This window comes from Cupriavidus sp. WKF15 (assembly GCF_029278605.1).
In the GTDB taxonomy this organism is placed as follows: domain Bacteria; phylum Pseudomonadota; class Gammaproteobacteria; order Burkholderiales; family Burkholderiaceae; genus Cupriavidus.
Genome location: NZ_CP119572.1, coordinates 2,647,458 through 2,659,201, shown reverse-complemented (window position 1 = coordinate 2,659,201; position 11,744 = coordinate 2,647,458). Strand labels below are relative to the sequence as shown.

Annotated in this window: 12 protein-coding genes and 1 riboswitch; of the genes, 10 read left to right on the top strand and 2 right to left on the bottom strand. The window is 65.6% G+C overall.

The window, feature by feature from the left end; translation table 11 throughout:
* Positions 1-86 precede the first annotated feature (86 nt).
* The gene (gene nrdR / locus CupriaWKF_RS12410; protein ID WP_276098166.1) at positions 87-551 is read right to left on the bottom strand and encodes a transcriptional regulator NrdR; all 465 of its coding nucleotides are present in this window, start codon (positions 549-551) and stop codon (positions 87-89) included.
* A 143-nt stretch (positions 552-694) separates the two neighbouring features.
* Positions 695-1,942 (bottom strand): serine hydroxymethyltransferase, encoded by a 1,248-nt coding sequence (gene glyA / locus CupriaWKF_RS12405; protein ID WP_276098165.1) that lies wholly within the window; start codon positions 1,940-1,942, stop codon positions 695-697.
* A 126-nt stretch (positions 1,943-2,068) separates the two neighbouring features.
* Positions 2,069-2,170: riboswitch (ZMP/ZTP riboswitch) on the bottom strand.
* 155 nt (positions 2,171-2,325) lie between these two features.
* On the opposite strand from glyA, the gene ybgC reads away from it, so the two are divergent.
* The 10 genes from ybgC to CupriaWKF_RS12355 all read left to right on the top strand — a co-directional run bounded on the left by ybgC (position 2,326) and on the right by CupriaWKF_RS12355 (position 11,733).
* The gene (ybgC, locus tag CupriaWKF_RS12400) at positions 2,326-2,730 is read left to right on the top strand and encodes a tol-pal system-associated acyl-CoA thioesterase (RefSeq protein WP_276098164.1); all 405 of its coding nucleotides are present in this window, start codon (positions 2,326-2,328) and stop codon (positions 2,728-2,730) included.
* Positions 2,727-3,410 carry a protein TolQ gene (gene tolQ, locus CupriaWKF_RS12395; RefSeq protein ID WP_211954427.1) on the top strand — a complete coding sequence of 228 codons (684 nt, stop codon included), beginning with the start codon at positions 2,727-2,729 and terminating at the stop codon, positions 3,408-3,410. The genes ybgC and tolQ overlap by 4 nt, the downstream gene beginning before the upstream one ends.
* 26 nt (positions 3,411-3,436) lie before the next feature.
* On the top strand, positions 3,437-3,874 hold the full coding sequence (gene tolR, locus CupriaWKF_RS12390) for a protein TolR (RefSeq protein ID WP_276098163.1): 438 nt from the start codon (positions 3,437-3,439) through the stop codon (positions 3,872-3,874).
* A gap of 19 nt (positions 3,875-3,893) precedes the next feature.
* Positions 3,894-5,045 (top strand): cell envelope integrity protein TolA, encoded by a 1,152-nt coding sequence (tolA, locus tag CupriaWKF_RS12385; RefSeq protein ID WP_276098162.1) that lies wholly within the window; start codon positions 3,894-3,896, stop codon positions 5,043-5,045.
* Between the two features lie 199 nt (positions 5,046-5,244).
* Positions 5,245-6,609, top strand: a complete 1,365-nt coding sequence (gene tolB, locus CupriaWKF_RS12380; RefSeq protein ID WP_276098161.1) for a Tol-Pal system beta propeller repeat protein TolB — start codon at positions 5,245-5,247, stop codon at positions 6,607-6,609.
* A gap of 23 nt (positions 6,610-6,632) precedes the next feature.
* Positions 6,633-7,142: a peptidoglycan-associated lipoprotein Pal gene (gene pal / locus CupriaWKF_RS12375; RefSeq protein WP_276098160.1), complete on the top strand. Its 510-nt coding sequence runs from the start codon at positions 6,633-6,635 to the stop codon at positions 7,140-7,142.
* A gap of 23 nt (positions 7,143-7,165) precedes the next feature.
* Complete coding sequence (gene ybgF / locus CupriaWKF_RS12370) at positions 7,166-7,924, top strand: tol-pal system protein YbgF (protein ID WP_276098159.1); 759 nt, start codon at positions 7,166-7,168, stop codon at positions 7,922-7,924.
* A 455-nt stretch (positions 7,925-8,379) separates the two neighbouring features.
* Positions 8,380-9,744: a group II intron reverse transcriptase/maturase gene (gene ltrA / locus CupriaWKF_RS12365; protein WP_276100660.1), complete on the top strand. Its 1,365-nt coding sequence runs from the start codon at positions 8,380-8,382 to the stop codon at positions 9,742-9,744.
* 155 nt (positions 9,745-9,899) lie between these two features.
* A complete protein-coding gene (queC, locus tag CupriaWKF_RS12360; protein ID WP_276098158.1) occupies positions 9,900-10,580 on the top strand; it encodes a 7-cyano-7-deazaguanine synthase QueC in 681 nt (226 codons plus the stop codon).
* A 31-nt stretch (positions 10,581-10,611) separates the two neighbouring features.
* The gene (locus CupriaWKF_RS12355) at positions 10,612-11,733 is read left to right on the top strand and encodes a YeeE/YedE family protein (RefSeq protein WP_276098157.1); all 1,122 of its coding nucleotides are present in this window, start codon (positions 10,612-10,614) and stop codon (positions 11,731-11,733) included.
* Positions 11,734-11,744: the final 11 nt, after the last annotated feature.

The following is an 11,744-nucleotide window of genomic DNA, read 5'->3' as shown; positions in this document are numbered from 1 at the left end:
ATTGGCACGCGGCTCAATACCGTCGGCGCGAACCCGGCGGCGTACCTGCAGAATTGCTGGGAACGCTGAACGCTGAGCGCGTGGCGCTAGCGCTTGTGGTTGCCTGACGTCACCTCGGCCAGCACATCGGAAAACTCGGCAACGTCCTCGAAACTGCGGTACACCGAAGCAAAGCGGATATAGGCGATCTTGTCGAGCTTGCGCAGCTCTCGCATGACGAGTTCACCGACCTGGCTGCTCGGAATTTCCTTCTGGCCAAGCGCCAGCAGCTTTTCTTCGATGCGGGTGATGGCTTCGTCGATGGCTTCGGCGGAAACAGGGCGCTTGCGCAGCGCGAGGCGCATCGAGTCCTTCAGCTTGGCGCGGCTGTAGTCCACGCGCGAGCCGTTCTTCTTGACGATGGCCGGGAAGAACAGTTCGATCCGTTCGTAGGTGGTGAAGCGGCGGTCGCAGGCTTCGCAGCGCCGGCGCCGGCGCACGGCATCGCCGTCTTCAGACATGCGCGTGTCGAGCACCTGGGTATTGGAATGTCCGCAAAAGGGGCATTTCATGCCTGACCACCTTCAGATTAGAGCCCCGTCGCCTTGGTATCTTGTCCTTCTGCGGCAACAGGGCGGGTTGGCGAGGCCCGCAAGCGGCGCGACGGCGCGCCCGCGGGGCTGCCGGCCGCCCTCGCGGGCGGCCTTGCGCGGCATCAGCCGTAGACCGGGAAACGCTTGGTCAGTGCGGACACCTGCTCGCGCACGCTGGCGATGTTGCCAGTGTCGTGCGGGTTGTCCAGCACGTCGGCGATCAGGTTGGCGACGATGCGCGCTTCTTCTTCCTTGAAGCCGCGCGTGGTCATGGCCGGCGAGCCGACGCGGATGCCCGAGGTCACGAACGGCTTTTCCGGATCGTTCGGGATGGCGTTCTTGTTCACCGTCAGGTGCGCTTCGCCCAGGATGCGCTCGGCTTCCTTGCCGGTGATGTTCTTGGCGCGCAGGTCGACCAGCATCACGTGGCTTTCGGTGCGGCCCGAGACGATACGCAGGCCGCGTGCGATCAGCGTTTCGGCCAGCACGGCGGCGTTCTTGACCACCTGTTCCTGGTAAGTCTTGAATTCCGGCGTCAGTGCTTCCTTGAACGCCACGGCCTTGCCGGCGATCACGTGCATCAGCGGACCGCCCTGGATGCCCGGGAAGATCGACGAGTTGATGGCCTTCTCATGCTCGGCCTTCATCAGGATCACGCCGCCACGCGGGCCGCGCAGGCTCTTGTGCGTGGTGGTGGTGACGAAGTCGGCGTGCGGCACCGGGTTCGGGTAGACGCCCGCGGCGATCAGGCCGGCGTAGTGGGCCATGTCGACCATGAAGTAGGCACCGATCGCCTTGGCAACCTTGCTGATGCGCTCGAAGTCGATGCGCAGCGCGAAGGCCGAGGCGCCGGCGATGATCAGCTTCGGCTTCTTTTCGTGGGCCAGCTTTTCCAGCGCGTCGTAGTCGATGTCTTCCTGCGCGTTCAGGCCGTAGCTGACCACGTTGAACCACTTGCCCGACATGTTCAGGGCCATGCCGTGAGTCAGGTGGCCGCCTTCGGCCAGGCTCATGCCCATGATGGTGTCGCCCGGCTTCAGCACGGCGAAGTACACGCCCTGGTTGGCCTGCGAGCCCGAGTTCGGCTGCACGTTGGCGGCTTCGGCGCCGAACAGCTGCTTGACGCGGTCGATGGCGAGCTGCTCGACCATGTCGACATACTCGCAGCCACCGTAGTAGCGCTTGCCAGGATAGCCCTCGGCGTACTTGTTGGTCAGCTGCGAGCCCTGCGCGGCCATCACGGCCGGCGAGGTGTAGTTCTCGGAGGCGATCAGTTCGATGTGATCTTCCTGGCGCTGGTTCTCCTTCTGGATGGCGGCAAAGACCTCGGGGTCGATCTGGTCGATCGTATAGCGGCTGCGTTCGAACATGGCGAAACTCGTCTGAAAAAAGGGAATCCGATTACTGCTTCGGGGTAGGGCGCGCGGGGAAAGCGATTGGCGGCCGGCACCGGCGGAACTGCGTGGACCGTCGGCGCAGGGCGCACCCTGCTTCCCATTCGCTGCCCAGGCGAGCGGCAGGCGCTTGAAACTTCACGCCAGAGAACTTGCGCTTCCTCGTGGTAGTACCCACTGACATCGCCAGTCGCGCAAGATGGAATGGTTGGGCGCAGTGTAGCGTGAGGCGGGGATTTGCCGCAAGCCGCGTCCTATGGCCCGCAACGCCAGGCCCGGCGCGGCCCGCAACTTGCTGTTGCAAACTCGTCCTGCGGGTTAACACCGAAGCCGTCTCGCTCTCCGTTACAATCCCGGCCATGACAAACTTTGTCTGGACCCTGCGGGTGTACTGGGAAGACACCGACGCGGGCGGCGTAGTGTTCTACGCCAACTATCTCAAATTCTTCGAGCGCGCCCGAACCGAGTGGCTGCGCTCGCTTGGCGTCGAGCAGCAGGCGCTGGCTGATAAGGCCGGCGTGGTGTTCATCGTCCGCAGCACAGCGCTCGACTACAATGCGCCTGCCCGACTCGACGACCAGCTTGAGATCCGCACACGCATTGAACGCGTAGGACCCGCATCGGTGCAGTTCGCGCAAGAGGCATGGCGCGGCGAAACCTTGCTCGCCAGCGGCCAGATCCGCGTTGGCTGTGTCGATCGAAGCACTTTCCGTCCATCTCCCATTCCCGCCCCTGTCCTGGCTACCATCAAGACCGCCCGATGAATCCCGTGACCGTCACGCAAGACCTGTCGATCATTTCGCTGGTGATGCACGCCAGCCTGCTCGCACAGGCCGTCATGGCGCTGCTGCTCGTCATGTCGCTGTTCTCCTGGACCTATATCTTCCGCAAGCACCTGGCGCTGCGCTCGGCGCGCACGCAGACGGAAGGGTTCGAGCGCGACTTCTGGGCCGGCGGCGACCTGCAGGCGCTATATAACAGTGCGGTGAACAACCGGCACAATACCGGCGCGCTGGAGCGGATTTTCGAATCCGGCATGGGAGAATTCCTGAAGGCGCGCGAGCGTGGCAACGAAGCGAGCGCACTGCTCGACGCCGCCCGCCGCGCCATGCGCGCTGCCTACCAGCGCGAAATGGACGTGCTCGAATCGCACCTGCCGTTCCTGGCCTCGGTCGGCTCGGTCAGCCCGTATATCGGCCTGTTCGGCACCGTGTGGGGGATCATGAACGCCTTCCGCGGCCTGTCGAACGTGCAGCAGGCGACGCTGGCATCGGTGGCTCCCGGCATCGCCGAAGCGCTGGTGGCAACCGCAATCGGCCTGTTTGCGGCAATCCCGGCCGTGATCGCCTATAACCGCTACGCCACGGAAATCGATCGCCTGGCGATCCGGTTCGAGAGCTTCATGGAAGAATTCCTGAACATCCTGCAGCGGCAGACCCGCTGACCGACTGAACGCCCGGGAGCACAGCAATGGCAGCTATTCAGCGCCGCGGCGGATCGCGCCGCCGGGCCAGTGCCGAGATCAACGTCGTGCCTTATATCGACGTGATGCTCGTGCTGCTGGTCATCTTCATGGTGGCGGCACCGATCGTCAGCCCCGCCGTCGTCGACCTGCCGACCGTGGCCAACGCCACGCCGCAGCAGAAGGCGCCGCCGATCGTCGTGACCGTGCACGAGGACGGTGCGCTGACCGCGCGCGGCAAGGACAACGCCGGCAATTCCTTCGAGCGCCAGCTCGACAAGAACGGCCTGCTCGAATTCGTGCACCAGCGCCAGAACGAGAACCCGGACCAGCCGGTGGTGATTGCCGCCGACCGGTCGGTCAAATACGAGTCCGTGCTCGACGTCATGTCGGTGCTCAAGGCCGACGGCATCAAGCGCGTCGGCCTGATGGTGAAGTCCAAGTAGAACGCGCTTGCTGCGTGAGATGCCTGTCCGAATGCCGCGCCCGATGACGACCGCTGCCGCCTTTCCTTACCAGCCGGTGAAGGAGCGGGGAACCCTGCGTTCCTTCCTGCTCGCGCTCTTCATGCACCTGCTGCTCGGCATCGTGCTGTACTACGGCGTGCATTGGCAGAGCAGCACGCCGGTCGGTTCCGAAGCGGAGCTGTGGGATGAGATTCCCGCCACCACCGCACCGCCTCCCGCACCGCCGGCGCCACCCGAGCCGGTGGTGCAGCCGCGTCCCGCGCCGCCGGCGCCCGAGGTGAAGAGCAAGGTCGAGGAAGAGGCCGATATCGCGCTGGAGCGCCAGAAGCGCCGCGCTGCCGAGCAGGCCGCGCGCGAAGAGGCTGCGCACAAGGAAGCCGCACGTAAGGAAGCGGAACGCAAAGAGGCGGAGCGCAAGGAAAGCGAGCGCCAGGAGGCCGAGCGCAAGCAAGCCGAGCGCCTGGAGGCGCAACGCAAGGAAGACGCGAAGAAAAAGGCCGCCCAGCAGGAGCAGTTGCATCGCGAGCAAGCCGAGCGCGAGCGCGAGCGCAAGGAAGCCGATGCCAGGGCCAGGGCGAAAGCGGAAGCCGATGCCAAGGCGAAATCCCGGGCAGAAGCGGAAGCCAAGGCAGAGGCAAAGGCCAAGGCCGACGCGCAGGCAAAGGCGAAGGCAGAGGCCGACGCCAAGGCCAAGGCGGACGCGCAAGCCAAGGCCAAGGCGGATGCCGACGCCAAGGCCAAGCGCGAAGCTGCGGCCAATGCCCAGCGCAAGGGCGAGCTGGCGCGACTGCAGGCTCTGGCCGGCGGCGCCGGCGCGGGTGGCCAGGGCGGTGGCGGTGTGGGCAGTACGGCCGGTGCGGGTGCTGGCGGTGGTGGCAAGGCTTCGCCAGGGTATGCCGATCGCGTGCGTCGCAAGGTCAAGCCCAACATCGTGTTCACCGAGGATGTGCCGGGCAACCCGACTGCCGTGGTGTCCGTGCAGCTGGCGCCGGACGGGTCGCTGATGTCGGCGCGGCTGAGCAAGTCCAGTGGCAATTCGGCTTGGGATAACGCCGTGCTGCGCGCCGTCGAGCGCTCGGACCCGCTGCCGCGCGACGAGAATGGCAAGGCGCCTGCCGGCTTCACCATCACTTTCCGTCCCAAGGATTAGGTGACCCGGGCGCCATGAATTGCAACATAATGCAACCTTCATTAACCGGTGCCAGTCCCACCGCTACCATGACAGGTTGCCTGACGCGGCCGGCAGCGTGCGATACGCACGTGGAACGGGCATGCGCCGTGCGCATCCACGCCTGTTCTGCTGTCTGCCCGCCGTGCCCGATGAATCCTGAAATCGACTGAGGAGCAGCATGCGAAAGCTTTGGGCCCCCAACTGGCTGTCCGCGAAGCGGCACCAAGCAAACCAGGCCGCAATCGGAGCCGCAACCCGGCTCGTCGGCCGCCACGCGCTGATGGCCTGGCTGGCCACCGCGCTGGCCTTGTCCGCCGGCGCCGCACAGGCGCAGCTGAATGTTGAGATTTCGGGGGTTGGCTCGAGCCAGTTCCCGGTCGCCACGGCGAATTTCCAGGGCGAGGCCCAGGCCCCGCAGAACCTGACCGCCATCATCCGCAGCGACCTCGCGCGCAGCGGCCGTTTCCGCAACGTTGATCCGGGTGGCGCCACGGTGGCCGAGTCGGCCAATGTCGATCTCGGCAGCTGGAAGAGCCGCGGTGCCGATGCGTTCGTCGCCGGCAGCGTGACCCCCTCGGGCAACGGCCAGTACGAAGTGCGCTTCCGCCTGTACGACACCGTCAAGGGGCAGAGCCTGGGCGGCCTGGCGTACAACGTCAACCAGGCCCAACTGCGCGTGACGGCCCACAAGATCGCCGACTACATCTACGAGAAGCTGCTCGGCGAGCGCGGCGTGTTTGCCACGCGCCTGTCCTACGTATCGCGCGTCGGCGGCCGCTACCAGCTGCTGATTTCCGATTCGGACGGCCAGAACTCGCAGGTCGCGCTGACCAGCAACGAGCCCATCATCTCGCCGTCGTGGTCGCCGGACGGCCGCCGCGTGGCCTATGTCTCGTTCGAGGCCAAGAAGCCGGTGGTGTACGTGCACGACCTGGCCACGGGCAAGCGCACGCTGGTGTCCAACCAGAAGGGCAACAACAGCGCGCCGTCGTGGTCGCCGGATGGCCAGCACCTGGCCGTGGCGCTTTCGCGCGACGGCAACACCCAGGTGTACCAGGTCAATGCCGATGGTTCGGGCATCCGCCGCCTGACCCGCAGCAGCGCCATCGACACCGAGCCGCAGTATTCGCCGGACGGCAAGAGCATCTATTTCACCAGCGACCGCGGCGGTGCCCCGCAGGTCTATCGCATGCCGGCAGGCGGCGAGGAAGCGGGCAGCGCGCAACGCGTAACGTTCAAGGGCAGCTACAACGTCAGCCCGCGGATCTCGCCGGACGGCAAGTACCTGGCGTACATCACGCGTACGGGCGGCTTCAAGCTGCAGCTGCAGGACCTGACCAACGGCGACGTCACTTCGCTGACCGATACGTCGAATGACGAAGCGCCGAGCTTTGCCGCCAACGGCAAGTACATCCTTTACGCCACCCGCGTGGGCGGCCGCGCGGTGCTGGCGGCGGTGTCCACTGACGGGCGTACCCGGCAGGTTCTGTCCCTCCAGTCCGGCGATGTGCGCGAGCCGTCCTGGGGTCCTTTCATGCAATAACGCAATAACAGGAGTCTCTCGCCATGTCCCAACTGATGACCAAAACCCTTGCCGTTGCCGCCCTGCTGGCCCTGGGCGCCTGCAGCTCCGGCGTGAAGCTGGACGATACCGCCAATGCCGGCGCAAACAAGGGCGGCGGCGCTGATGCCCGCACCGTGCAACCCGTGGACGTCTCGCGCGACCCGCTGAACGATCCGAACAGCCCGCTGGCCAAGCGCAGCGTGTATTTCGACTTTGACAGCTACAGCGTGAAGCAGGACTACCAGGGCATGCTGGGCGATCACGCAAAGTACCTGAGCGCCAACAAGGGTCGCAAGATCCTGATCCAGGGCAACACCGACGAGCGTGGCACCAGCGAGTACAACCTGGCGCTGGGCCAGAAGCGTGCCGAGGCGGTGCGCCGTTCGCTGGCGACCATGGGCGTGCCCGACAACCAGATGGAAGCCGTGAGCCTGGGCAAGGAAAAGCCGAAGGCAACGGGCCACGACGAGGCTGCCTGGGCTGAAAACCGCCGCGCCGACATCAACTACTGATCCGATCCGCGTACAGGCCATCCATGAAAGCACGCGTTTCCACCCTGTTGTGGCTTGCCGCCGTTTCCGGCGCGGCCATGCTGCCCCTTGCCCCGGCCCGTGCCGGGGTGTTCGACGATGACGAGGCGCGCCGCGCGGTCCTCACCCTGCGCGACCAGTTCAACGGTTTCCAGGCGACGGCGACGCAGCGCATCGAGCAGAACAGCCGCACCACGATCGACATGCAGAACCAGCTGGAAGGCCTCCGCCAGGAGGTAGCCCGGCTGCGTGGCCAGAACGAGGTGCTGCAGAACACGGTGGATACGCTGCAGAAGCAGCAGAAGGACTACTACGCGGACCTGGATGCGCGCCTGAAGAAGTTCGAGCCGCAGCAGGCCACCGTGGATGGCCGCGAGGGCATGGTGCAGCCGAACGAGAAGCCCGAGTATGACGCCGCGCTCAAGCAGTTCCAGGCCGGCGACTTCAAGAGCGCGGGCAGTTCCTTTGCCGCGTTCGCCAAGAAGTATCCGCAGAGCCCGTACCTGCCGCTGGCGCAGTACTGGCTCGGCAACTCGCTCTATGCGCAGCGCGACTACAAGGGCTCGACCACGGTGCTGCAGAACATGCTGCAGGCGAACCCCACGCACCCGAAGGCGCCGGATGCCATGATCGCCATCGCCAACAACCAGCTCGAATCGGGCCAGAAGGCCGCGGCCCGCAAGACGCTGGAGCAGGTGGTGGCCAAGTATCCGGGCACCGAAGGGGCGCAGGCCGCCACCAACCGGCTCAAGACCCTGAAGTAAGCCGGCCGGAACCGGTCAGAGTCTGCAGGGCCCGCTGAAAGCGGGCCCTTTTTGCGTGCGCCCAGCATGGGCGCACTCTTGTGGGTGCAAGTCCCACCGTAAGTTGATCACAGCGAACGAAGCGAAGCGCAACTGCGTGAGGGTGACCGAGCGTGGGGAGGAAGCGTGGAGCGAAGCTGCGAGCCGAGGGACACGAACCGGATAGAAGGCGGTGCCGACCAGGACGAGCGGGCGCAATTCCGCGAAGTTCTTGTGATCAAGGGGAGGCGGCGTAAATCCGGCGGTTGTGCAGCGAAGGAGTGCGTTCTTACCTGGGGACGCCCCGCCTTGCGCCTGAAAGGGCGACGGCGTCGAGCCGGAGCGGGGTCTCAGCAGAGGTCATATTAGTTGGGGGTAGCGCCGGGAAGGCTCGAGTCCACCGACGAAGGACCGAACGAGAGGGAGTGTTCGAAGCCGTGTCGATGCAACAGGCATTGCGTCAGAAGCCCGCGCGAGCGGGGCGAGCGAGGGAAACGGACGGTGAAGCCGGCCGGGAACTCGCTCGTGACGAAGCCGGCGGCCCGCGACGCGAACCGGAGGACACAGGGTCGGCGCTGCTGGCAGCGGCGCTGACGCGAGAGAACCTGAAGCAGGCGTTCAGGCGGGTCCGACGCAACAAGGGTGCCGCTGGCGTAGACGGTCTGGATATTGATCAGACCGCTCGCCATCTGGTGTCGGCGTGGCCGGAGATTCGCCAGCAACTGCTCAAGGGGACGTACCGGCCCAGTCCGGTACGGCGGGTAACGATTCCGAAGCCGGACGGAGGCGAGCGTGAGCTTGGTATCGCGACGGTGACGGATCGGTTGATCCAGCAGGCGCTGTTGCAGGTATTGCAGCCGATTCTGGACCCTACCTTCAGCGAGCATAGCTATGGCTTCCGTCCCGGCAGGCGTGCGCACGACGCGGTGCTAGCCGCACAGTCGTACGTGCAATCGGGTCGGCGAATAGTGGTGGACGTGGACTTGGAAAAATTTTTTGACCGAGTCAACCACGACATCCTGATTGATCGCCTACAGAAGCGCATCGAGGACCCCGGAGTCATCCGGCTGGTCCGGGCGTATCTGAACAGCGGGCTGATGGATGGCGGGGTGGTGCTGCAACGGTACGAGGGCACGCCGCAGGGCGGTCCCCTGTCGCCGTTGCTGGCCAACGTGCTGCTCGATGAGGTGGACAAGGAGTTGGAGTGCCGAGGCCATTGCTTCGTGCGCTACGCCGACGATGCGAACGTGTACGTTCGCAGTCGGAGGGCGGGCGAGCGGGTGATGGCGCTGTTGCGGCGGCTGTACGGCAAGTTGCGCCTGAAGGTCAACGAGGCAAAGAGCGCGGTGGCGAGCGCGTTTGGCCGCAAATTCCTCGGCTACAGCTTCTGGGTAGCCGCAGGAGTGGTCAAGCGCAAGGTGGCCGTTAAGCCGCTGCTGACGTTCAAACAACGCATCCGCGAACTGACCGGTCGCTCAGGCGGCCGGAGTCTACGTGCGGTCGTGGAGCGGCTGCAGCCATATGTACGGGGTTGGAAGGCCTACTTCCGGCTGGCGCAAACACCTCATGTCTGGCGAAAGCTGGACGAATGGATGCGTCATCGGTTGCGCGCGATCCAACTCAAGCATTGGCGCTACGGCACTACGATCTACCGGGAATTGCGGGCGCTGGGGGCTGCGCATGCGACAGCCCAGCGGGTGGCGGCCAACAGCCGCTGCTGGTGGCGCAACAGCGATGGCGAGCTAAACCGCGTGCTGAATATCGCCTTCTTCGACCTACTGGGGATGCCTCGCCTTGCTTAACCTCAACCTCTCGAACCGCCCGGTGCGGACCCGCATGCCGGGTGGTGTGGCAGGGGCGCAGCCCGGATGGCTGCCTCCTATGCCGATTAGCCGCGCTAAAATGCGTGATTCGCCTGCAATTTCCGAGTGCCGCTTGTGCGGCGCGACCGCCACTCATGACCAAACGCGCCATTGTCCTGCTTTCGGGCGGGCTAGATTCCGCCACTGTTCTTGCCATGGCCAAGGCCCAGGGCTTCGAGACCTATGCGTTGTCGATGCGCTATGGCCAGCGCCATTCCTCGGAGCTGGAGGCCGCCAAACAGGTGGCCAGCGCGCTCGGCGCCGTCCGCCACGAGATCATCGACCTGGACCTGCGCCGCTTCGGCGGCTCGGCCCTGACCGACGACAAGTTCGACGTGCCGACCGATGGCGCGTCGTCGGGCATCCCGATCACCTATGTGCCGGCGCGCAACACCATCATGCTGTCGCTGGCGCTCGGCTGGGCTGAAGCCGTCGGCGGGCGCGACCTGTTCTTCGGCGCCAACGCGGTGGACTATTCGGGCTACCCGGACTGCCGCCCCGAGTACGTCGCGGCCTACGAGACGCTGGCCAACCTCGCCACCAAGGCGGGCGTGGAGGGTGACCGGTTCCGCGTGCATGCGCCGATCATCGACATGACCAAGGCCGAGATCATCCGCGCGGGCATCGGCCTCGGTGTGGACTACAGCCTGACGGTGTCGTGCTACCAGGCCGACGACGACGGCCGAGCCTGCGGTGTCTGCGATTCCTGCCGCATCCGCCGCGCCGGCTTCGAGGCGGCCGGCGTTGCCGACCCGACCCGCTACCAGAACGCCTGAGCGCGCCACCCGCCTTTTCATCGCCCCCGACATGCCCGAGATAGATATCGACGCGCTTTCGCGCACCGTGCTGCTGAGCACGTTTGCCCTGACCTTCCTGTTTGGCGCCATCCTGCAGCGCACGCACTTCTGCACGATGGGCGCGGTCTCGGACATCGTCAATATGGGCGACTGGAGCCGTATGCGCATGTGGGGCCTGGCCGTTGGCGTGGCCATGATGGGCACCGGCGTGCTCGCCTGGGCCGGGCTGATCGACCCGACCAAGACCATCTACGCGACGAGCAAGCTCGGCTGGCTGTCTGCGCTGGCGGGCGGGCTGATGTTTGGCTTCGGCATGGTGCTGGCGTCGGGCTGCGGCAGCAAGACGCTGGTGCGCATTGGCGCGGGCAACCTCAAATCGCTGGTGGTCTTCGTGTTTCTGGGGCTGTCGGCCTATATGACGCTGCGCGGCCTCTTTGGCGTGGTGCGCGTCAGCACGGTGGATGCCATCGCGCTCACGCTCCCGACCACGCAAGACCTGCCGTCGCTGCTGTCGCAGGGCACCGGCGCGGCGCGCGGCGCGCTGCAGCTCGGCCTGGGCCTGCTGCTCGGCGGTGCGCTCGTGGTATGGGCGCTGGCCGCGCGGGGCTTCCGCACCTTCGACAACTTGCTCGGCGGCGTCGCGGTCGGGCTGATCATCGTCGGCATGTGGTACGTCTCGGGCCATCTCGGCTACGTGGCGGAAGATCCCAACACGCTTGAGGAAGTGTTCGTCGCCACCAACAGCGGCCGCATGGAAAGCCTCAGTTTCGTGGCGCCGTATGCCTACACGCTGGACTGGCTGATGATGTTCAGCGACAAGAGCAAGGTGCTGACCGTCGGCATCGTCAGCGTTTTCGGCGTGATCGCCGGAGCGGCGGCTTATGCGCTGGCCACGCGCACCTTCCGCTGGGAAGGGTTTGGCAATGCGGAAGACGTGGCCAACCATATGATCGGCGGCATCCTGATGGGTGCCGGCGGCGTGACGGCGCTCGGGTGCACGGTCGGGCAGGGACTGTCCGGGGTATCGACGCTGGCCATCGGCTCGTTTATTGCGCTGGCTGGCATCCTTGCAGGCGCGGTGCTTGCGTTCCGCTACCAGATATGGCGTCTCGAGCGCATGGCATTTGCATGATTCGGTGCTCA